We start from the raw sequence: 20,584 nt of genomic DNA, 5'->3' as shown, positions 1-20,584 counted from the left end.
CCCCATGTCGATCACCCTGAAAACCGCTGCCGACATCGAGGGCATGCGCATCGCCGGCCGCCTGGCCTCCGAAGTGCTGGACATGCTCACCGGGCACGTGAAGCCCGGCGTCACGACCGAGCAGCTGGACAAGCTGGCGCACGACCACATCGTGCATGTGCAGGGCGGCACGCCGGCACCGCTGAACTACGCGCCTCCCGGCTACATCCCGTACCCGAAGTCGATCTGCACGTCGGTGAACCACCAGGTCTGCCACGGTATCCCGAACGACCGGCCGCTGAAGAACGGCGACATCGTCAACATCGACGTGACCGTCATCAAGGACGGCTGGCACGGCGACACCAGCCGCATGTTCGTCGTCGGCGAAGGGTCGATCGCCGCCAAGCGCCTGTGCAGCTTCACCTACGAGGCGATGTGGAAGGGCATCGCGAAGGTCAAGCCGGGCGCGCGGCTCGGGGACATCGGCCATGCGATCCAGACCTTCGCCGAGGCGAACGGCTTCTCGATCGTGCGCGAGTTCTGCGGCCACGGCATCGGCCGCAAGTTCCACGAGGAGCCGCAGGTGCTGCACTACGGCCGCCCCGGCACGCTCGAGGAGCTGGTGCCCGGCATGGTGTTCACGATCGAGCCGATGATCAATGCCGGCCGGCGCGAGATCCGCGAGATGGGCGACGGCTGGACCATCGTCACCAAGGACCGTTCGCTGTCGGCGCAGTGGGAGCACACCATCGTGGTCACCGACACCGGCTACGAGGTGCTGACACTCTCGGAAGGCTCGCCCAAGCCGCCGGCCTTCATCTCGGGCTGATCGAATGCTCATTGCCGCGCAGCCGACGCCCGCCGGCGGAGTCGCCACGCTGCGCGCGCGATTGCGCGACGGCAAGAAGGCGCTGATCGAGCATTTCCTGCAGAGCCGCGCCAGCGCGCCCGCCGCGACGCGGCTCGTGAAGCAGCTGACGCGCCATGTCGACGCGACGCTGTGCGACCTCTGGCGCAACGCCGGCATGCCCACGGGCGCGGCGCTGGTGGCCGTCGGCGGCTACGGCCGCGGCGAGCTGTTCCCGCATTCCGACGTCGACGTGCTGGTGCTGCTGCCGGACCACCTGCCGGGCGAGCGCCTGCGCGGCGCGGCCTCGACCGACTCGATGCGCGCGTCGGTCGAGGGCTTCATCACCGCCTGCTGGGACATCGGGCTGGAGATCGGCTCGTCGGTGCGCACGGTGGACGAATGCGTCGCCGAGGCGCGCGCCGACGTCACGGTGCAGACGGCGCTGCTCGAATCGCGGCTGATCTGCGGCACGCGGCGGCTGTATGCCCACTTCAAGCACGCGACCGCCGCGGTGATGGACCCGGCCGCGTTCTATCGCGCGAAGACGCTGGAACTGCGCCAGCGCCACACCAAGTACGAGGACACGCCCTACTCGCTGGAGCCGAACTGCAAGGAAAGCCCCGGCGGCCTGCGCGACCTGCAGGTGGTGATGTGGGTGGCGCGCGCCGCTGGCCTCGGCCGCAGCTGGAGCGAGCTGGCGACGAACGGGCTGATCACGCCCTTCGAGGTCAAGCAGCTGCAGCGCAACGAGGGCACGCTGAAGCTCATCCGCGCGCGCCTGCATGCCATCGCCGGCCGGCGCGAGGACCGGCTGGTGTTCGACCTGCAGACCGCCGTCGCCGAGAGCTTCGGCTACACCGCGAGCAAGGCGCAGCGTTCGTCGGAAGTGCTGATGCACCGCTACTACTGGGCGGCCAAGGCGGTCACGCAGCTGAACCAGATCCTGATGCTCAACATCGAGGAACGCATCGCCGGCAACGAATCGCCGCCGATGCGCGTGATCAACGAGCGCTTCCTCGACCGCAGCGGCATGCTCGAGGTGGCGCGCGACGAGCTCTACGTCGAGGACCCGCACGCGATCCTCGAGACCTTTCTGGTCTACCAGCAGACGGCGGGCATCAAGGGCCTGTCTGCGCGCACGCTGCGCGCGCTGTACAACGCGCGCAACGTGATGGACACGCGCTTCCGCAAGGACCCCGCGAACCGCGCGCTGTTCATGCAGATCCTGCGCCAGCCGCAGGGCATCACGCACGCCTTCCGGCTGATGAACCAGACCTCGGTGCTGGGGCGCTACCTGTGGGTGTTCCGGCGCATCGTCGGGCGCATGCAGCACGACCTGTTCCACGTCTACACGGTGGACCAGCACATCCTGATGGTGCTGCGCAACGTGCGCCGCTTCTTCATCGCCGACCATGCGCACGAGTACCCGTTCTGCTCGCAGCTGGCGAGCGAGTGGGACAAGCCCGAGATCCTCTACATCGCGGCGCTGTTCCACGACGTCGCGAAAGGCCGTGGCGGCGACCACTCGACGCTCGGCGGCGACGAGGTGCGCCGCTTCTGCCGCGAGCACGGCCTGCCGCGCGAGGACGCGGCGCTGGCCGAGTTCCTCGTTCGCCACCACCTGACGATGAGCACGGTGGCGCAGAAGGAGGACCTGTCGGACGCCGATGTGATCCGCGCCTTCGCGCTGAAGGTCGGCAACGTGCGGCGGCTGACGGCGCTGTACCTGCTGACGGTGGCCGACATCCGCGGCACCAGCCCGAAGGTGTGGAACGCCTGGAAGGGCAAGCTGCTCGAGGACCTCTACCGCCGCACCCTTGGCGCGTTAGGCGGCGCCAAGCCCAACCTCGACGCCGAGACCGAGGCGCGCAAGCAGGAAGCGCGGCAGATCCTCGCGCTGCACTCGGCACTGCCGGGCACCGAGGGCCCGCTGTGGAAGACGCTGGAGCTGAGCTACTTCGTGCGCCACGACGCGACCGAGATCGCCTGGCATGCGCGTTCGCTGTGGCGCCACATCGAGGGCCAGGTGCCGGTGGTGCGCGCACGGCCGTCGCCGGTGGGCGACGGGCTGCAGGTGCTGGTGTATTCGCCCGACCGGCCCGACACCTTCGCGCGCATCTGCGGCTACTTCGACGGCGCCGGCTTCTCGATCCAGGACGCCAAGATCCACACCAGCAAGACCGGCTACGCGCTCGACACCTTCCAGATCGTCAAGCCCGGCTACGAAGGCGACCAGGCGAGCTACCGCGACCTGATCTCGCTGATCGAGCACCAGCTGGCCGCGGCGCTGGCCTCGACCGGCCCGCTGCCCGAGCCCAGCCGCGGCCGGGTCTCGCGCCGGGTCAAGTCCTTCCCGATCCTGCCGCGCGTGTCGCTGCGGCCCGACGAACGCGCGCAGCGCTGGCTGCTGTCGGTCAGCGCCAGCGACCGCTCCGGCCTGCTGTACGCCGTCGCCCGCGTGCTGGCGCAGCACCATGTGAACCTGCAGCTGGCGAAGATCACGACGCTGGGCGAACGCGTCGAGGACACCTTCCTCGTCGACGGGCCGGTGCTGCAGCAGACGCGTGCGCAGCTGCAGATCGAGAGCGAATTGCTCGACGCGCTGGCGGCACCCAAGTGAGTTTGAAATCGGTTCCTGCGCCGGCGACGATCGGCGACTTACAGCGCTTCGACGCCATCATCGACGTGCGCTCGCCGGCGGAGTACGCCGAGGACCACCTGCCCGGCGCCGTCAACTGGCCGGTGCTCGACGACGAGGAACGGCGCGTCGTCGGCACGCTGTACGTGCAGGACTCGCCGCTCGCCGCGCGCAAGCTCGGCGCGATGCTGGTGTCGCGCAACATCGCGAACCACCTCGAGCGCTGGGTGCAGGACAAGCCGCGCGAGTGGCTGCCGCTGGTCTACTGCTGGCGCGGCGGCCAGCGTTCGGGCTCGCTGGCGCTGGTGCTCGACCAGATCAGCTTTCGCACGGCCCGCCTCGACGGCGGCTACAAGGCCTTTCGCGCCCGCGTGCGCGACGACCTGCAGACGCTGCCCCAGCGCTTCGACTTCCACGTGCTGACCGGTCGCACCGGCAGCGGCAAGACGCGGCTGCTGCATGCGCTGGCGGCCGAAGGCGCGCAGGTGCTGGATCTCGAGGGGCTCGCGCAGCACCGCGGCTCGGTGCTCGGCGGATTCGCCGACCGGCCGCAGCCGGCGCAGAAGCGCTTCGACACGCTGCTGTGGCAGGCCTTGCAGCAGCTCGACCCCGCACGGCCGGTGTTCGTCGAATCCGAGAGCCGCAAGATCGGCACGCTGCTGGTGCCCGATGCGCTGATCAGCCGCATGCATGCGGCCGGGCGCTGCATCCGCGTCGACATGCCGGACGCCGCGCGTGTGCAGCTGCTGATGGCCGACTACGCCGAGCTGATCGCCGAGCCGGAGCGGCTGTGCGCGCTGCTGCAAGGGCTGGTCGAGCTGCGCGGCAAGGAGACCGTCGCGCGCTGGCAGGCGCTGGCCCGGGCGGGCGACTGGGCGGCGCTGCTGCCGCAGCTGCTGCACCAGCACTACGATCCGCTGTACCTGCGCTCGATCGACAGGCACTACGCGGGCTACGCGGACGCGCAGCCCGTGGCGCTGCAGGATGCCGGCCCGGCGACGCTGCGCGCCGCCGCCGGCGCCCTGCTCACCCCATGTGCATCCCGCCGTTGCAGCTGAAGTCCGCACCGGTGGAGAACCCGGAATCCTCGCTGGCCAGCCAGGCCACGATGGAGCCGATCTCTTCCGGCTTGCCCAGGCGCTTCACGGGGATGGTCGCGACGATCTTCTCGAGGATCTCGGGCTTGATCGCGCGCACCATGTCGGTCCCGATGTAGCCGGGGCTGACGGTGTTGACCGTCACGCCCTTGTTGGCCACTTCCTGCGCCAGCGCCATCGTGAAGCCGTGCATGCCGGCCTTGGCGGCCGAGTAGTTGGTCTGGCCGGCCTGGCCCTTCTCGCCGTTGACCGACGAGATCTGGATGATGCGGCCCCAGCCCTTCTCGACCATGCCCGGCACCACCTGCTTGGTGACGTTGAACATGGAGTTCAGGTTGGTGTCGATGACCGCCTTCCAGTCCTCGGGCGACATCTTCAGGAACATGCGGTCGCGCGTGATGCCGGCGTTGTTCACCAGCACGTCGATCGTGCCGTGCTCGGCGACCGCCTTCGAGAAGGCCTCGACCGTCGAGTCCCAGTCGGCGACGTTGCCCACCGACGCGTAGAAGGTGTAGCCCAGCGCCTTCTGCTCGTCGAGCCACTTGTTGTAGTCGCGGCTCGGGCCGCAACCGGCGATGACCTTGAAGCCTTCCTTGTGCAGGCGCTGGCAGATCGCGGTACCGATGCCGCCCATGCCACCGGTGACGTAGGCCGTTTTCTGACTCATGACTCTCTACTCCTTCGATGTGGATTGTTCGAAGCGCACAGCAGACTGATCCGGCGCCGGATGGCGGTCAAGTCGGGTCCGACCCTGCTGTGCCCGTCCCTGGGAATGCGTGATGCTCTAGCGTTCGACCGTCAGGGCCACGCCCATGCCGCCGCCGATGCACAGCGACGCGATGCCCTTCTTCGCGCTGCGGCGCTGCATCTCGTGCAGCAGCGTGACCAGGATGCGGCAGCCGGACGCGCCGATGGGGTGGCCGATGGCGATCGCGCCGCCGTTGACGTTGACCTTGTCCAGGTCCCAGCCCATCTCGTTGTGCACCGCGCACGCCTGCGCGGCGAAGGCTTCGTTGATCTCGAGCAGGTCGAGGTCGGCGGCCTTCCAGCCGGCGCGCTGCAGCGCCTTCTGCGAGGCCGGCACCGGGCCCATGCCCATGTACGCCGGGTCGAGCGCGACGGTGGCGTAGCTGGCGATGCGCGCCAGCGGCGTCAGGCCGAGCTGGTCGGCCCGCTTCGCGGTCATCACGATGACGCCGGCGGCGCCGTCGTTCAGGCCCGAGGCGTTGCCGGCCGTCACGCTGCCGGCCTTGTCGAACGCCGGCTTCAGGCCCGCCAGCGCTTCGGCGTTCGTCTTGCGGTTGATGTACTCGTCCGCGTCGAAGGCGACCGGATCGCCCTTCTTCTGCGGGATCAGCACCGGCACGATCTCGTCCTTGAACTTGCCGGCGTCCTGCGCGGCCGCGGCCTTCTGCTGCGAGGCCAGCGCCAGCGCGTCCTGCTTCTCGCGCGAGATCTCGTACTTCTTCGCGACGTTCTCGGCGGTGACGCCCATGTGGTACTTGTTGTACACGTCGAAGAGGCCGTCGACGATCATCGAGTCGAGCAGCTTCCAGTCGCCCATGCGCTGGCCGTCGCGCGAGTTCGGCAGCACGTGCGGCGCCATGCTCATGCTCTCCTGGCCGCCGGCGATGATGATGTCCGAGTCACCGGCCTGGATCGCCTGCGCGGCCAGCATCACGGCCTTCAGGCCCGAGCCGCAGACGGCGTTGATCGTCAGCGCCGGCACGCCTTGCGGCAGGCCCGACTTCACCACCGCCTGGCGCGCCGGGTTCTGGCCGGCGCCGGCCTGCAGCACCTGGCCGAGGATGACCTCGCCGACCTGGTCGCCCGAGAGCTTCGCGCGCTCGAGCAGCGCCTTGATGACGGTGGCGCCGAGCTCGGGCGCGGCGATCTTGGCGAGCGAGCCGCCGAACTTGCCGACGGCGGTGCGGGCGGCGGCGACGATGACGATGTCGTTGGACATGAGGGTCTCCTTCGGGGACGAGAGGTCGTGAGTCGGGCGGGATCGGAGGGGCAGGCCCTGTCGGGACTGGTCAGGCTTTCTGCTTCACGTAGCGACCGGGCGCGGGCTCGATCGTCTTGTACTTGCGGCTGCCGTAGGACTTCGGGGCAGCGATCTGCTTGCCGGCATGGCCCTTGAGCCAGCCGGACCAGTCCGGCCACCAGCTGCCGGGCTTTTCGGTCGCGCTGTCGAACCAGTCGGACGCGGCCGCGGGCTGCTTGGCATTGACCCAGTGGCTGCGCTTGTTCTTGGCGGCCGGGTTGATGACGCCGGCGATGTGGCCGGACGCGCCGAGCACGAAGCGCTTCGGGCCCTTCAGGACGCGGGTGGACGCATAAGCCGCGGTCCACGGCACGATGTGGTCCTCGCGCGAGGCATAGATGAAGGCCGGCGCGGCGATCCGGCCGAGGTCGAGCTTCTCGCCGCAGACGGTGAGCTTGCCCGGCTGCTTCAGGTCGTTCTGCAGGTAGGTGTGGCGCAGGTACCAGCAGAACATCGGGCCCGGCAGGTTGGTCGAGTCACCGTTCCAGTACAGCAGGTCGAACGGCGGTGGCGCCTCGCCCTTCAGGTAGTTGCCGACGACGTAGTTCCAGACCAGGTCGTTCGGACGCAGGAAGCTGAAGGTGGTGGCCAGCTCCTGGCCCTTCAGCAGGCCCGGACCGTTGGGCGACTGGCCGCCGATCGTCAGCTCGCGCATTCGCACCGCGGCCTCGTCGATGAAGACCGACAGCACGCCGGTGTCCTCGAAGTCGAGCAGCGTGGTCAGCAGCGTCACCGACGCCGCCGGCTGTTCGCCGCGCGCGGCCAGCACCGCGAGCGCCGTGCTGAGGATGGTGCCGCCCACGCAGAAGCCGAGCGTATTGATCTGTTCGGCGCCGGTGATCTCCTGCACCACGCGGATCGCCTCGATCGGACCTTGGGCGATGTAGTCGTCCCAGGTCTTGCCGACCACCTCGTTGTCCGGGTTGCGCCAGCTGATCACGAAGACGCGATGGCCCTGCTCGACCGTGTAGCGGATCACCGAGTTCTCGGGCTGCAGGTCGAGGATGTAGTACTTGTTGATGCACGGCGGCACGAACAGCATCGGCCGCTCGTAGACCTTGGCGGTCAGCGGCTTGTACTCGATCAGCTGGAACAGCTCGTTCTCGAACACCACCGCGCCTTCGGTCGTCGCGACATTGCGGCCGACCTCGAACACGCTCTCGTCGGTCTGCGACATGTGGCCCTTGCCGATGTCGTGCCACAGGTGCTGCAGGCCCTGCGCGATGCTCTCGCCCTTGGTTTCCAGCGCCTTGCCGAGCGCCTCGGGGTTCAGCGCCAGGTAGTTCGCCGGGCTCGCCGCATCGACCCACTGCTGCACGGCGAAGCGGATGCGCGCACGCGTCTTCTCGTCGGCCTGCACGCTGTTGGCCAGCTTCAACAGGGTGCGCGCGTTCAGCAGATAGCTCTGCGCGGCCATTGCCGCGGCCGGGTTGCTGGCCCAGGCCTGGGCGGCGAAACGTTTGTCGGACACCGGGGTGGCCTCGGCCGCCGCGGCCCCGCCGAGCGCGCCGTTCCACAGCCGCGTCACCTCATTGACGTAATCGGCCTGCAGGCTGGCCAGCGTCTCCATCGGCAGGTTGATGCCGGAGACCGTCTTGAGCATCTCGCCCATCGCACTGCCGAAAGCCTGCGCCTGTGCGCTGACGGCATCGAGGGACGGGACGGACGGGCTCTTCATACGCTGGTCTCCTTGGGGCCCGGCATCGGGCTGACTCGGCACGCCGTTGTCTGTGCAATGCTCCACGGCGCGCGTGCTGTTGTACAGACGGGAGCTTACCCGAGGATGACCCTGGTTTTCGATAAGTGATATTGCGTATCACAATTTGAAATGCAAGATTTGCCGTTCTTACGATGCTGATCGTCGCCGTCGCCTGGATGTTCGTCGTCCTGCTGATGACGCTGGCCGAAGCCACGTCGACGCAGGGCACGTTGCTGGGCGCGTTCTTCACGCTGCTGCTCTACGGCGTGCTGCCGCTGGGCATCGTGCTGTACGTGATGGGCACGCCGGCGCGGCGGCGCGTGCGCCGGCAGGCCGAAGCCGCGCAGGAGAACTCAAGCGCGCAGCGCGATGGCGGCGGCGAGCCGGCCGGTGACCCGGTCGCGCCGGAACGAAAAGAACCGTGACGGCGCCTCGACGGTGCACCAGGTGCCGCCGCTGATCGCACCGACGCCTGCGGCGCGCAGCCGGTCGCGCGCCAGCTGCGGCAGATTCGCCAGCCAGCGCGGCGATCCGTCGTCACGCGGGCGGTAGACGAAGCGCGCCGGATAGGCGCCGGCCGGATCGGCGCCGAACGCCTCCAGCACATCGGCGCCGACCTCGAACTGCCGCGGGCCGATGCAGGCGCCGAGCCAGGCGACGACGTCGGCGGGCGCACAGCCGGCCGCGTCGCACAGCGCGCCCAGCGTGTGCTCGATCACGCCGCCCGCCAGGCCGCGCCAGCCGGCATGGGCCGCGCCGACGGCGCGTCCGCCGCGATCGCAGAGCAGCACGGGCAGGCAGTCGGCCACCAGCACGGCGCAGCCGATGCCGGGTTCGGTCGTGACACTGGCATCGGCGCGCGGGAACGGCGCATCCGGCGCGAGGTGGTCCGGTGTCAGCCGGACGACGTCGGCGCCATGCACCTGGTCCAGCCAGACCGGCCGGGCGCCGAGCGCCGCGGCGAAGCGGCGCTGGTTCTCGCGCACCGCGCCGGGCTCGTCGACCGCATCGCCGCGCAAGCCCGGCGGACGCAGGTTCAGCGTTTCGAACGGCGCTGCGCTGACGCCGCCGGCGCGCGTGCTCATCAGCGCGGCGACGTTCGCCGGCGCCGGCCACTCGGGCCGCAGCGCATCCGGCAGCAGCCGGTGGGCGTCCGGCAGCGGCGTCACGTCAGCCGGCCGCATCCGGGCAGGCCGAGGGCTGCGCGCGCTGGAAGGCCTCGTGCGCCATGCAGGCCTCGAACACCTTCATCACCTGCGGCACGTGGTCGAGCCGGCAGTCGAAGCGCTGCGCGTTGAAGATCTGCGGCACCAGCACGCAGTCGGCCAGCGTCGGCGTGTCGCCGTGGCAATAACGCGATGGCGACGCGGCCAGGCGCTGCTCGACGACGTCGAGCCCGGTCTCGACCCAGTGCCGGTACCAGGCGTTCTTGTCCTCGTCGCTGACCTTCAGCGTCCCGACCAGGTAGCGCAGCACGCGCAGGTTGTTCAGCGGATGGATCTCGCAGGCGATGTCCTGGGCCAGCGAGCGCACGCGCGCGCGGCCGAGCGCATCGGCCGGTAGCAGCGGCGGCTCGGGATGCGTCTCGTCGAGGTACTCGATGATCGCCATCGACTGCGTGATCAGCGCGTCGCCGTCCTTCAGCAGCGGCACCAGCTTCGCCACGGTCAGCGCGCCATAACCCGGCGTCAGGTGCTCGTTCTTCACCAGCGACACCGGCTTGTAGTCGTAGGCCAGGCCCTTCAGTTCCAGCGCGATGCGCACGCGCGTCGAGGCCGACGAGCGGAAGTAGTTGTAGAGCTCCATCGAAGCGCCCGCCGCCTCAGCGCACCGCGACCCGCAGCGTGCCCAGGCCTTCGATCGCGCCCTCCATCACGTCGCCGCGCACCACCGCGCCAACGCCGGCCGGCGTGCCGGTGAAGACCAGGTCGCCCGGCTGCAAGGTCCAGGCCTTCGACAGCGTCGAGATCGTCTCGGCGACGTTCCAGATCAGGTCCGACAGGTCGCCACGCTGGCGCGGCTGGCCGTTGACCGACAGCGTGATGGCGCCGCGGCTCAGTTCGCCGGTGGTGGCGATCGCGCGCAGCGGGCCGATCGGCGCCGACTGCTCGAAGCCCTTGCCGATCGACCACGGCCGGCCCTGCTTCTTCATTTCGCCCTGCAGGTCGCGGCGCGTCATGTCCAGGCCGACGGCATACCCCCAGATGTGCTTCACCGCGTCTTCCACCGCGATGTCGCGCCCGCCGCTGCCGAGCGCGACGACGAGCTCGATCTCGTGGTGCAGGTCGTTGGTCAGCGGCGGGTAGGCCATCTCGCCGGTCGCGCCTTCGGCGACCGGCAGCACGGCGTCGGCCGGCTTCATGAAGAAGAACGGCGCCTCGCGGCCGCTGTGGCCCATCTCCTTGGCATGCTCGGCGTAGTTGCGGCCGACGCAGTAGATCCGGTGCACGGGGAATTCGCCGCCGCCATGGACGGGAACGACGGCCTGGCGCGGTGCGGGAATGACGTAGCTCATGGTGCGGAGGAAGGTCGGTGGGGGCGGTGTAAGGACCGGGGACGGGCGAGCCGTCGATGATGCCACCGCTACACTGACCCCCCATGTTGATCGACCCGCGCCGCATCAAGCACTGCCGCCGCTGCGGCCAGCCGGTCGACTACCGCATCCCCGCCGACGACAACCGCGAACGCGCGGTGTGCCCGGCCTGCGGCGAGATCCACTACGAGAACCCGCTCAACGTCGTCGGCACCGTGCCGGTATGGGGCGAACAGGTGCTGCTGTGCAAGCGCGCGATCGAGCCGCGCTACGGCCTGTGGACGCTGCCCGCGGGCTTCATGGAGCTCGGCGAGACGGTCGCCGACGGCGCGCTGCGCGAGACCACCGAAGAAGCCGGCGCCAAGGTCGAACTGCAGGGCCTGCTGACGCTGATGAACGTCGTGCGTGTCGGCCAGGTGCACCTGTTCTACCGCGCGCGCATGCTGGACACGACGCTCGATCCCGGCCCCGAGTCACTCGAGGCGCGGCTCTTCCACGAGCACGAGATCCCCTGGGACGAGATCGCCTTCCGCACCGTGCGCGAGACCTTGCGCCACTTCTTCGATTGCCGCCGCGCCGGCGACGGCTTTCCGCTTCACACGGCCGACATCGGGTGAGTGTCGATCTCGGCGTTGGCCTGCTCGGCCACGGCCGTGGTGACCGCCGGACCGGTGGCCGCGTCGAAGCCCAGCGACCACAGCAGCTGCAGGTCGCGCTCGTCGTCGACACCTTCGGCGGCGATCGAGATGCCCACGCTCTGCACCAGCTGCACCAGCCCGCGCAGGTAGCGGCGGGCGTCGTCGCCATCGTCCGCCGCCGCCAGGCCGCGCACGAAGCGCGCATCGATGCGCACGCAGTCGAGCCCGAGCTCGGTCAGGCGGTGGATGCGGGCGAGGCCTTCGCCCGCGTGTTCGAGGCCGAGGTAGACGCCCAGCGGCCGCCAGCGCCGCGAGGCTTCCTGGACCAGCGCGGGGCGGTCGAGCGCCAGGGCTTCCGGCAGGTCGATCCACAGCCGCGTCGCGGCCTGCGGTGCGCCTTCGAGCCGGCGTGACACCGCGGCCATGAAGTCGCTGACACCGAGCGACTGCGCCGACAGGTTCACGCAGCGGGCCTGGCCGTCGGCGTCGATCGCCTGCAGCGCGAGCTCGATCGCGCGTTCGTCGACCGCCGCGGCCAGCCGCGCACGCTGCGCCTGCGCCAGCCAGCGCACGGCGGGCTCGAACGCCCCACCGGGTTCGAACTGCACGCGCATCGGGCAGTCGAGGTGCAGCACGCGGCCGTCGGCGGAGGTCACCGGGAACTCGGCGAGCATCACGCGGCCCTGCTCGAGCGCCTGCGACAGGCCCTGTTGCCAGTCCGATGCGGTGCGGGCCGCGTTCATCGCGCCGGCGCCGCCGTCGGCGATCGTCACCGCGGAATACGGCCGCATCGCCTCGGCCTGCACCAGCGCCTCGTCGGCGAGCGCGAGGGCCTGCTGCAGCGACCGGCCGCCGCCGAGCTCGACCGCGCCGATGGCCACCGACGCAGCCGCGTCCAGCGTCACGAGCGGCAGCCGCAAGCCGCGCGCCAGCGATTGCGCGGTTTCGTCGGCCACGCCGCCGACCGGCAGCACCAGCGCGAAATCCGAACCGTTCAGGCGGCCGGCGAAGCAGCCGTCGGCGCGCTGCGGATAACTCTGCAGCACGTGGGCGACGGCCTGCAGCACCTGGTCGGCCGTGGCGTGGCCGACACGCCGGTTCATGCCGGCGAGGTCGCGCACGCGCAGCAGCACCAGCCCCAGCTCGGCCGGTGCCGCTTCGCTGCCGAGCGCCTGCTCGAGCCGCGCCATGAAGTGCCGCCGCATCGGCAGCGCGGTCAGCGCGTCGAGGTGCGCCTGCCGGCGCAGTTGTTCGAGATCGGCCGCCTGGGCCGCGAACAGCGCCTGCACCCGTTCGCCGAGCAGGTTCATGCTGGCGGCCAGCGGCTGCAGCTCCGGCAGCGCCGGGGCGGGAACGCGGGTGTAGCGGCCGTCGCAGAAGGCGTTGGCCTGCTCGACGGCATCGGCCAGCAGCCGGCGCAGCGCACGCACGCCCCAGGCGGCGGCGATCAGCACGCCCAGGCCCAGCAGGCCGAGCACGAGCGCCGACTGCAGCAGGCCCTGCCACAGCACGTCGACCGCATCGCCGCCCTGCGCCTCGACCAGCACGTTGCCGGCCGGCGCGCCGCCGGGGCCGCGCAGCGGGGCGCTGGCAGACGTGTCGTCCAGCGCCAGCAGCCGCGCATAGATCGCCGGCGCCCAGACCGGGGCGACCGCCACCTCCTGGCGCCAACGCACGCGGCCTTCGGAATCGCGCAGGATCACGCGCTGCAGCCGCGCCGAGGCGACGTGCGCGGCGAGCACGGCATCGCGCTTCGTGGGCTCGGCCAGCACCTCGCCCTGCAGCGCCAGCGCCAGCCAATGCGCCGACGCGCGGTTCTGCTGCGCCAGCTGCTGCACCACGGCCTCGCGCGCAGCCCACTGCTGCACGCCCAGCGCGGCGAGCAGGCACAGCAGCACCACGCCGGCCAGCAGCCAGTACTGCTGGCGCGCCAGCAGGGCCGGACGCGTTCCGCCGTGCGGCGCGGTGGGGGTCGGCATCGGCGCCGGTCGGGCAGCGACGGCGTCGACGGAGAGGTCGGAAGCAGGCGGCATGGACACACGCAATCAGGGGCCTGCCGGGGGGCACGCCTGATAGGTTGTCGACCGTTGCAGCCGGTAACTTGAGGCAACAGCGGCGGCGCAGAGTGCGCCGCGTGTCACGAACGGCTGTCGGGAGGACACGATGGCCGCGTCCTCGCCGTGGCAGCGCTGCTCAGCGCCTCTGCGGCGGCAGGTCCGTGCAGGTGCCGTGCGCGACCTCGGCCGCCATGCCGATGCTCTCGCCGAGCGTCGGGTGCGGGTGGATGGTCTTGCCGATGTCGACCTCGTCGGCGCCCATCTCGATCGCCAGCGCGATCTCGCCGATCATGTCGCCGGCATGCGTGCCGACGATGCCGCCGCCGAGGATGCGATGCGTCTCGGCATCGAACAGCAGCTTGGTGAAGCCTTCGTCGCGGCCGTTGGCGATCGCGCGGCCCGACGCGGTCCACGGGAACAGGCCCTTCTTGACCTTGATGCCGCGGGCCTTGGCCTCGTCCTCGGTCAGGCCGACCCAGGCGACCTCGGGGTCGGTGTAGGCCACCGACGGGATCACGCGCGCATCGAACTGCGCCTTGCTGTCGCCCGAGGCGACCTCGGCCGCGACGTGCGCCTCGTGCACCGCCTTGTGCGCCAGCATCGGATTGCCGACGATGTCGCCGATCGCGAAGATGTGCGGCACGTTGGTGCGCATCTGCACGTCCACCGGAATGAAGCCGCGTTCGCCGACGATCACGCCGGCCTTCTCGGCGCCGATCTTCTTGCCGTTCGGGCTGCGGCCCACCGCCTGCAGCACGAGGTCGTACAGCTGCGGTTCCTTCGGCGCGCCCTCGCCTTCGAAGCGCACCAGGATGCCGTCCTTGGTCGCCTCGGCGCCGACGGTCTTGGTCTTCAGCATGATGTTGTCGAAGCGCGGCGCGTTCATCTTCTGCCACACCTTGACCAGGTCGCGATCCGCGCCCTGCATCAGGCCGTCGAGCATCTCGACGACATCCAGCCGCGCGCCGAGCGTGGAGTACACCGTGCCCATCTCGAGGCCGATGATGCCGCCGCCGACGATCAGCATGCGCTTCGGGTTGTCGCGCAGCTCCAGCGCACCGGTGGAGTCGACGATGCGCGGATCGTCCGGCAGGAAGGGCAGGCGCACGGCCTGCGAACCGGCCGCGATGATGCAGTGCTTGAAGCGGATGGTCTGCGTCTTGCCGGTCTTGCCCTGCCCGTCGCCCGAGGTTTCCTCGACCGTCACGTGGTGCGGGTCGGCGAACGTGCCGTAGCCGCGCACGACGGTGACCTTGCGCATCTTGGCCATCGCCGTCAGGCCGCCGGTCAGCTTGCCGACCACCTTGTTCTTGTGCGCGAGCAGCTTCTTCAGGTCCAGCTTCGGCGCGCCGAACTCGACGCCCAGCGCCGCGAAGTGGCTGACCTCGTCCATCACTGCGGCGACGTGCAGCAGCGCCTTCGACGGGATGCAGCCGACGTTCAGGCAGACGCCACCGAGCGTCGCGTAGCGCTCGACCAGCACGGTCTTCATGCCGAGATCGGCGGCGCGGAACGCGGCCGAGTAGCCGCCGGGACCGGCGCCCAGCACCAGCATGTCGCACTCGAGGTCGGCACCGCCGGCGTAACTGGCGGCCTGCGGGGCCGGTGCAGCGGCGGCCGGTGCCGGCGCGGGCGAAGCGGCCGCAGGAGCCGGCGCAGCAGCCGGCGCAGGGGCCGGCGCGGCGGCCGCTGCCTGGCCGCTGCCTTCGAGCAGCAGCAGCAGCGAGCCTTCGTTGACCTTGTCGCCGAGCTGCACCTTCAGCTCCTTGACGACGCCGGCCGCGTTCGACGGAATCTCCATCGAGGCCTTGTCCGACTCCACGGTCACCAGGCTCTGCTCGACCTTGATCGCATCGCCCGGCTTGACCAGGATCTCGATCACCGCGACGTCCTTGAAGTCGCCGATGTCGGGCACCTTCACTTCGATCAGCGCCATCGCTGTCAACCTTTCGTTGTTGCTTGTCGGGCAGGAAATCAGCGCACGCTGTCGGCGCGCAGCTTCATGAAATGCACCCGGATCGGGCCAGCGGAGTTCTTGTCGAACTCGCAGCCGGCGCGCACGCCCATCTCTGCGACCTCGCGCGCGGTCTTCGCCTTGTCCCAGGTCGCGAGCATCGCGCCGAGCGCGAAGCTGCGGCCCGAGCCGATGGCCCAGAAGCGGTCGAACTCGAACACCTCGCGGTACGAGTAGACGCCGAAGATGCCGCTCGCATTGGCGATCAGCACCGTGAACTGGCTGCTCTCGTACGGGTCGGCATCCTCTTCCTTGGTATTCAGGAAGAAGTGGTCCTTCAGCTTCGGGTGCAGCTTCAGGAAGGTGTCGAACACCTCGTCGCGCGAGTGCAGCTTCAGCTCGTCCGGCGGCAGCCCGCCCAGGGCCTTGCGCAGCACCGGGAAGTGAGCAGTCGTACCAGCCATGCCGACCCACGAGTCCCCGATGCGAAAGACCTTGTCGTTCGCTTCGTAGCCGTGGGCCAGGCGCGTGTCGCCGAAGGTCACCAGCGCATCGGCGGCGATCGCGACCTGGCCGTTCTTGCGAGCGACCGCGACGGTGGTCATAGCAGGACGCGGCGGAAGTCGGCCAGGATAGACGCCAGATAGGCGTTGAAGCGCGCGGCCGACGCCCCGTCGATCACGCGGTGGTCCCAGCTCAGGCTCAGCGGCAGGATCAGGCGCGGCACGAAGGCCTTGCCGTCCCAGCGCGGCTCCATGCTGCTCTTGCAGACACCGAGGATCGAGACTTCCGGCGCGTTGATGATCGGGGTGAAGTAGCGCCCGCCGATGCCGCCCAGCGAGCTGATGCTGAAGCAGCCGCCGCTCATGTCCGCCGGGCCCAGCTTGCCGTCGCGCGCCTTCTTCGCCAGCTCGCTCATCTCCTGGCTGATCTGCAGCACGCCCTTCTTGTCGGCGTCCTTGATCACCGGCACGACGAGGCCGTTCGGCGTGTCGGCCGCGAAGCCGATGTGGAAGTAGTTCTTCATCACCAGCTGCTCACCGTCGAGCGAGCTGTTGAACTCGGGGAACTTCTTCAGCGCGGCGACCGAGGCCTTGATCAGGAAGGCCAGCATCGTGACCTTGATGCCGGACTTCTCGTTTTCCTTGTTCAGCTGGACGCGGAAGGCCTCGAGCTCGGTGATGTCGGCATCGTCGTGGTTCGTGACGTGCGGGATCACCACCCAGTTGCGGTGCAGGTTCGCGCCCGAGATCTTCTTGATGCGCGAGAGATCCTTGCGCTCGACCGGGCCGAACTTCGTGAAGTCGACCTGCGGCCACGGCAGCAGGCCGGGGAACGCGCCGCCGGCGGCCGCGCCCGCGGCGGCCGGGGCCTTGGCCTTCTGCGCCGACGTCTGCACGGCACCGGCCATCACGTTCTTGACGAAGCCCTGCAGGTCGTCCTGCGTGATGCGGCCCTTCGGTCCGCTGCCCTTGACCTCGTCGAGCGGCACGCCGAGCTCGCGCGCGAACTTGCGGATCGATGGCGACGCGTGCGGCAGCGCGCCCTTCGGTGCGCTGGGCTCGTGCGGCGGCAGCGCGGCGGTGGGCGAAGTGCGCTCGCCGGCGGCCGGCGCAGGGGCCGATGCGCTCGCGGCCGGTGCCGGCGCGGCGGCGGCTGCCGCGGGTGCAGGCGCGGCAGGCGCAGGTGCCGGCGCGGCCGCACCACCGGCGGCTTCGACCACCAGCACCGCCGAGCCCTTGGACACCTTGTCGCCGACCTTGACCTTGATCTCCTTGACGACACCGGCATGGCTCGACGGGATCTCCATCGACGCCTTGTCGGACTCGACGGTGATCAGGCTCTGCTCGACCTTGATCGTCTCGCCGGGCTTGACCATCACCTCGATCACCGCGACCTCGGCGAAGTCGCCGATGTCGGGCACGGTCACCTCGACGAGGCCACCGGCGGCCGGTGCCGACGCGGGGGCCGCGGCAGCGGGGGCGGCGGCGGGCGGCGTCGGTGCGGGGGCGGCCGCGGTCGCGGCCAGTGCCGCCGCCGGCGCAGGGGCCGGTGCGGCGGCACCGTCGGTCTCCAGCATCGCCAGCAGCGTGCCTTCGTTGACCTTGTCGCCCATCGCGACCTTGAGTTCCTTGATGACGCCCGAGTGGCTCGACGGAATCTCCATCGACGCCTTGTCGCTTTCCACCGTGATCAGGCTCTGCTCGGCCTTGACCGTGTCGCCGGGCTTGACCAGCAGCTCGATCACCGCGACGTCCTTGAAGTCGCCGATGTCCGGGACCTTGACTTCCACCAATGCCATGGCTCGTTGTCTCCGCGGTTGGTCTTATGCGTAGAGCGGGTTGATCTTGTCGGCGTTGATGCCGTACTTGGCGATCGCCTCGGCCACCTTGGCGACCGGCACGGTGCCTTCGTCGGCCAGCGCCTTCAGCGCGGCGACCACGATGTAGTGGCGGTTGATCTCGAAGTGCTCGCGCAGCTTGCTGCGGAAGTCGCTGCGGCCGAAGCCGTCGGTGCCCAGCACCTTGAACGTGCGGCCCTTGGGCAGGAACGCGCGCACCTGCTCGCAGTAGTTCTTCATGTAGTCGGTCGAGGCGATCACCGGGCCGGCGTGCTTGTCGAGCTGCTGGGCGATGAAGGGCACGCGCGGCGTCTCCGTCGGGTGCAGCAGGTTCCAGCGCTCGGCATCCTGGCCGTCGCGGGCCAGCTCGTTGAAGCTCGGGCAGCTCCACACCTTCGCGGCGATGCCCCAGTCCTTCTCGAGCAGTTCCTTCGCGGCCATCGACTCGCGCAGGATGGTGCCCGAGCCGAGCAGGTTCACGCTCGGCTGCTTGGCCTTCGGCTTCGCATCCTGCAGCAGGTACATGCCCTTGATGATCTGCGCTTCGGTGCCCGGGGTCAGGCCGGGCATCGCATAGTTCTCGTTGAGCAGCGTGATGTAGTAGAAGACGTTGTCCTGCTGCTCGACCATGCGCTTCAGGCCATGGTGCATGATCACCGCGACCTCGTGCGCGAAGCTCGGGTCGTAGCAGACGCAGTTCGGGATCGTGCCGGCCAGGATGTGGCTGTGGCCGTCCTCGTGTTGCAGGCCCTCGCCGTTCAGCGTCGTGCGGCCCGAGGTGCCACCGAGCAGGAAGCCGCGCGCCTGCATGTCGCCCGCGGCCCACGCCAGGTCGCCGATGCGCTGGAAGCCGAACATCGAGTAGTAGACATAGAACGGGATCATGATGCGGTTGTTCGTCGAGTACGACGTCGCCGCGGCGATCCACGAGCTCATGCCGCCCGCCTCGTTGATGCCTTCCTGCAGGATCTGGCCGGCCTTGTCCTCCTTGTAGTACATGACCTGGTCCTTGTCGACCGGCGTGTACTTCTGGCCCTCGGGGTTGTAGATGCCGATCTGGCGGAACAGGCCTTCCATGCCGAAGGTGCGCGCCTCGTCGACGAGGATCGGCACCGTGCGGGGGCCCAGCTGCTTGTCGCGCAGCAGCGCGGTCAGGAAGCGCACGTAGGCCTGCGTGGTCGAGATCTCGCGGCCTTCGGCCGTCGGCTCGAGCACGGCCTTGAAGGTCTCGAGCGGGGGCACCGGCAGCTGCTCCTCTGCCTTCGGACGGCGCTTGGGCAGGTAGCCGCCCAGCGCCTTGCGGCGTTCCTGCAGGTACTTCATCTCCGGCGTGTCGTCGGCCGGACGGTAGAACGGGATGTCCTTGGCGAGCTGCTCGTCGCTGACGGGGATGTTGAAGCGATCGCGCATGCTCTTGATGTCGTCGTCGGTCAGCTTCTTGGCCTGGTGCGCGGTGTTCTTGCCTTCCGCGGCCTTGCCCATGCCGAAGCCCTTGACGGTCTTGATCAGCAGCACCGTCGGCTGGCCCTTGTGGTTGACCGCGCGGTGGTAGGCCGCGTAGACCTTCTGCGGGTCGTGGCCGCCGCGCTGCAGGCGCCAGATGTCGTCGTCGCTCATCTTGGCGACCATCTCCAGCGCCTTCGGATGCTGGCCGAAGAAGTGCTTGCGCACGTAGGCGCCGTCGTTGGCCTTCATCGCCTGGTAGTCGCCGTCGACGGTGTCCATCATGATCTTGCGCAGCACGTGCTCCTTGTCGCGCGCCAGCAGCGGATCCCAGTAGCCGCCCCACAGCAGCTTGATGACGTTCCAGCCCGAGCCGCGGAACTCGCCTTCGAGCTCCTGGATGATCTTGCCGTTGCCGCGCACCGGACCGTCCAGGCGCTGCAGGTTGCAGTTGATGACGAAGATCAGGTTGTCCAGCTTCTCGCGCGCCGCGAGGCCGATGGCGCCCAGCGATTCCGGCTCGTCCATCTCGCCGTCGCCGCAGAAGACCCAGACCTTGCGGTTCTCGGTGTTGGCGATGCCACGCGCGTGCAGGTACTTCAGGAACCGCGCCTGGTAGATCGCCATCAGCGGGCCCAGGCCCATCGAGACGGTCGGGAACTGCCAGAACTCAGGCATCAGCTTCGGATGCGGGTAGCTCGACAGGCCCTTGCCGTCGACTTCCTGGCGGAAGCTCAGCAGCTGCTCTTCGCTGATGCGGCCTTCCATGAAGGCGCGGGCGTAGATGCCGGGCGCCGAGTGGCCCTGGATGTACAGCAGGTCGCCGCCGTGGTCCTCGGTGGCGGCATGCCAGAAGTGGTTGAAGCCGGCGCCGAACATCGTCGCCACCGACGCGAACGACGAGATGTGGCCGCCCAGGTCGCCGCCGTCGGCCGGGTCGAGCCGGTTGGCCTTGACGACCATCGCCATCGCGTTCCAGCGCATGTAGGCGCGCAGGCGCTCCTCGATCTCCAGGTTGCCGGGGCAGCGCTCTTCCTGGTCCGGCGGGATGGTGTTGACGTAGGCGGTGTTGGCCGAGAACGGGCGGTCGATGCCGGCCTGGCGGGCCTCGTCGATCAGCTGCTCGAGCAGGAAGTGGGCGCGCTCGGGGCCCTCGTTGGCGATGACGGCGTCGAGCGCTTCGAGCCATTCACGGGTTTCCTGGGCATCGGCATCGTTCGCGGCGGCACCGAGGAAGGAAGAGGGCACTGCGGACATCGCGGGGTCTCCTGTGGCAATTCGTCTGGGTCGGGCGGGGCGCGCGAAGTT

General features: G+C 69.5%; 16 protein-coding genes. 5 read left to right on the top strand and 11 right to left on the bottom strand.

Annotated elements, in window-relative coordinates; all coding sequences use genetic code 11:
• Positions 1–4: 4 nt before the first annotated feature.
• The 3 genes from map to mnmH are packed head-to-tail and all read left to right on the top strand — an operon-like array spanning position 5 to position 4,525.
• Entirely contained in the window at positions 5–808 is an 804-nt protein-coding gene (gene map / locus P1K89_RS00670) for a type I methionyl aminopeptidase (RefSeq protein WP_284614421.1), read from the top strand.
• 4 nt (positions 809–812) lie between these two features.
• Positions 813–3,449, top strand: coding sequence for a [protein-PII] uridylyltransferase (locus P1K89_RS00665; RefSeq protein ID WP_284614420.1), 2,637 nt, complete (start codon positions 813–815; stop codon positions 3,447–3,449).
• Positions 3,446–4,525: a tRNA 2-selenouridine(34) synthase MnmH gene (mnmH, locus tag P1K89_RS00660; RefSeq protein ID WP_284614419.1), complete on the top strand. Its 1,080-nt coding sequence runs from the start codon at positions 3,446–3,448 to the stop codon at positions 4,523–4,525. The genes P1K89_RS00665 and mnmH overlap by 4 nt, the downstream gene beginning before the upstream one ends.
• Here the strand turns inward: mnmH and phbB are convergent.
• The 3 genes from phbB to phaC form a co-directional block, all read right to left on the bottom strand.
• Entirely contained in the window at positions 4,494–5,231 is a 738-nt protein-coding gene (phbB, locus tag P1K89_RS00655; RefSeq protein ID WP_284614418.1) for an acetoacetyl-CoA reductase, read from the bottom strand. The genes mnmH and phbB overlap by 32 nt on opposite strands.
• A 117-nt stretch (positions 5,232–5,348) precedes the next feature.
• Positions 5,349–6,530 (bottom strand): acetyl-CoA C-acetyltransferase, encoded by a 1,182-nt coding sequence (locus P1K89_RS00650; RefSeq protein WP_284614417.1) that lies wholly within the window; start codon positions 6,528–6,530, stop codon positions 5,349–5,351.
• A gap of 70 nt (positions 6,531–6,600) precedes the next feature.
• The gene (gene phaC, locus P1K89_RS00645; RefSeq protein ID WP_284614416.1) at positions 6,601–8,289 is read right to left on the bottom strand and encodes a class I poly(R)-hydroxyalkanoic acid synthase; all 1,689 of its coding nucleotides are present in this window, start codon (positions 8,287–8,289) and stop codon (positions 6,601–6,603) included.
• Positions 8,290–8,462: 173 nt separating this feature from the next.
• Here phaC and P1K89_RS00640 point away from each other — a divergent pair, with 173 nt between their 5' ends.
• Positions 8,463–8,735, top strand: coding sequence for a hypothetical protein (locus tag P1K89_RS00640; RefSeq protein ID WP_284614415.1), 273 nt, complete (start codon positions 8,463–8,465; stop codon positions 8,733–8,735).
• On the opposite strand, the gene pgeF is transcribed toward P1K89_RS00640, so the two are convergent.
• The 3 genes from pgeF to P1K89_RS00625 form a co-directional block, all read right to left on the bottom strand.
• Entirely contained in the window at positions 8,664–9,395 is a 732-nt protein-coding gene (gene pgeF, locus P1K89_RS00635; protein ID WP_284616283.1) for a peptidoglycan editing factor PgeF, read from the bottom strand. The genes P1K89_RS00640 and pgeF overlap by 72 nt on opposite strands.
• Before the next feature lie 85 nt (positions 9,396–9,480).
• Positions 9,481–10,116, bottom strand: a complete 636-nt coding sequence (gene maiA, locus P1K89_RS00630; protein ID WP_284614414.1) for a maleylacetoacetate isomerase — start codon at positions 10,114–10,116, stop codon at positions 9,481–9,483.
• Positions 10,117–10,132: 16 nt separating this feature from the next.
• A complete protein-coding gene (locus P1K89_RS00625; RefSeq protein WP_284614413.1) occupies positions 10,133–10,825 on the bottom strand; it encodes a fumarylacetoacetate hydrolase family protein in 693 nt (230 codons plus the stop codon).
• Between the two features lie 83 nt (positions 10,826–10,908).
• Between P1K89_RS00625 and P1K89_RS00620 the strand changes: the two genes are divergently transcribed.
• Positions 10,909–11,460, top strand: a complete 552-nt coding sequence (locus P1K89_RS00620; protein ID WP_284614412.1) for an NUDIX hydrolase — start codon at positions 10,909–10,911, stop codon at positions 11,458–11,460.
• Here the strand turns inward: P1K89_RS00620 and P1K89_RS00615 are convergent.
• The 5 genes from P1K89_RS00615 to aceE form a co-directional block, all read right to left on the bottom strand.
• Entirely contained in the window at positions 11,439–13,460 is a 2,022-nt protein-coding gene (locus P1K89_RS00615; RefSeq protein WP_284614411.1) for a bifunctional diguanylate cyclase/phosphodiesterase, read from the bottom strand. The genes P1K89_RS00620 and P1K89_RS00615 overlap by 22 nt on opposite strands.
• Before the next feature lie 214 nt (positions 13,461–13,674).
• A complete protein-coding gene (gene lpdA, locus P1K89_RS00610) occupies positions 13,675–15,474 on the bottom strand; it encodes a dihydrolipoyl dehydrogenase (protein ID WP_284614410.1) in 1,800 nt (599 codons plus the stop codon).
• Positions 15,475–15,512: 38 nt separating this feature from the next.
• On the bottom strand, positions 15,513–16,097 hold the full coding sequence (locus P1K89_RS00605; protein ID WP_284614409.1) for an Ntn hydrolase family protein: 585 nt from the start codon (positions 16,095–16,097) through the stop codon (positions 15,513–15,515).
• Positions 16,094–17,794 (bottom strand): dihydrolipoyllysine-residue acetyltransferase, encoded by a 1,701-nt coding sequence (aceF, locus tag P1K89_RS00600; protein ID WP_284614408.1) that lies wholly within the window; start codon positions 17,792–17,794, stop codon positions 16,094–16,096. Before aceF ends, P1K89_RS00605 begins: the two co-directional genes overlap by 4 nt.
• Positions 17,795–17,818: 24 nt before the next feature.
• Positions 17,819–20,533, bottom strand: a complete 2,715-nt coding sequence (gene aceE / locus P1K89_RS00595) for a pyruvate dehydrogenase (acetyl-transferring), homodimeric type (RefSeq protein ID WP_284614407.1) — start codon at positions 20,531–20,533, stop codon at positions 17,819–17,821.
• Between the last annotated feature and the right edge of the window lie 51 nt (positions 20,534–20,584).

This window comes from Aquabacterium humicola (assembly GCF_030167915.1).
GTDB lineage: Bacteria > Pseudomonadota > Gammaproteobacteria > Burkholderiales > Burkholderiaceae_C > Pseudaquabacterium > Pseudaquabacterium humicola.
Note: the sequence above shows the minus strand (reverse complement) of the source record. Positions and strands in the feature narration are given on the sequence as shown.

Excerpts from the sequence above, each read along its gene's own strand:
- aceE (WP_284614407.1), bottom strand. The coding sequence starts at position 20,533 with ATGTCCGCAGTGCCCTCTTCCTTCCTCGGTGCCGCCGCGAACGATGCC.
- P1K89_RS00640 (WP_284614415.1), top strand. The coding sequence starts at position 8,463 with ATGCTGATCGTCGCCGTCGCCTGGATGTTCGTCGTCCTGCTGATGACG.
- phaC (WP_284614416.1), bottom strand. The coding sequence starts at position 8,289 with ATGAAGAGCCCGTCCGTCCCGTCCCTCGATGCCGTCAGCGCACAGGCG.
- P1K89_RS00650 (WP_284614417.1), bottom strand. The coding sequence starts at position 6,530 with ATGTCCAACGACATCGTCATCGTCGCCGCCGCCCGCACCGCCGTCGGC.
- aceF (WP_284614408.1), bottom strand. The coding sequence starts at position 17,794 with ATGGCATTGGTGGAAGTCAAGGTCCCGGACATCGGCGACTTCAAGGAC.
- P1K89_RS00665 (WP_284614420.1), top strand. The coding sequence starts at position 813 with ATGCTCATTGCCGCGCAGCCGACGCCCGCCGGCGGAGTCGCCACGCTG.
- P1K89_RS00620 (WP_284614412.1), top strand. The coding sequence starts at position 10,909 with ATGTTGATCGACCCGCGCCGCATCAAGCACTGCCGCCGCTGCGGCCAG.
- P1K89_RS00625 (WP_284614413.1), bottom strand. The coding sequence starts at position 10,825 with ATGAGCTACGTCATTCCCGCACCGCGCCAGGCCGTCGTTCCCGTCCAT.
- pgeF (WP_284616283.1), bottom strand. The coding sequence starts at position 9,395 with ATGAGCACGCGCGCCGGCGGCGTCAGCGCAGCGCCGTTCGAAACGCTG.
- lpdA (WP_284614410.1), bottom strand. The coding sequence starts at position 15,474 with ATGGCGCTGATCGAAGTGAAGGTGCCCGACATCGGCGACTTCAAGGAC.
- phbB (WP_284614418.1), bottom strand. The coding sequence starts at position 5,231 with ATGAGTCAGAAAACGGCCTACGTCACCGGTGGCATGGGCGGCATCGGT.
- P1K89_RS00615 (WP_284614411.1), bottom strand. The coding sequence starts at position 13,460 with ATGCCGACCCCCACCGCGCCGCACGGCGGAACGCGTCCGGCCCTGCTG.
- map (WP_284614421.1), top strand. The coding sequence starts at position 5 with ATGTCGATCACCCTGAAAACCGCTGCCGACATCGAGGGCATGCGCATC.
- maiA (WP_284614414.1), bottom strand. The coding sequence starts at position 10,116 with ATGGAGCTCTACAACTACTTCCGCTCGTCGGCCTCGACGCGCGTGCGC.
- P1K89_RS00605 (WP_284614409.1), bottom strand. The coding sequence starts at position 16,097 with ATGACCACCGTCGCGGTCGCTCGCAAGAACGGCCAGGTCGCGATCGCC.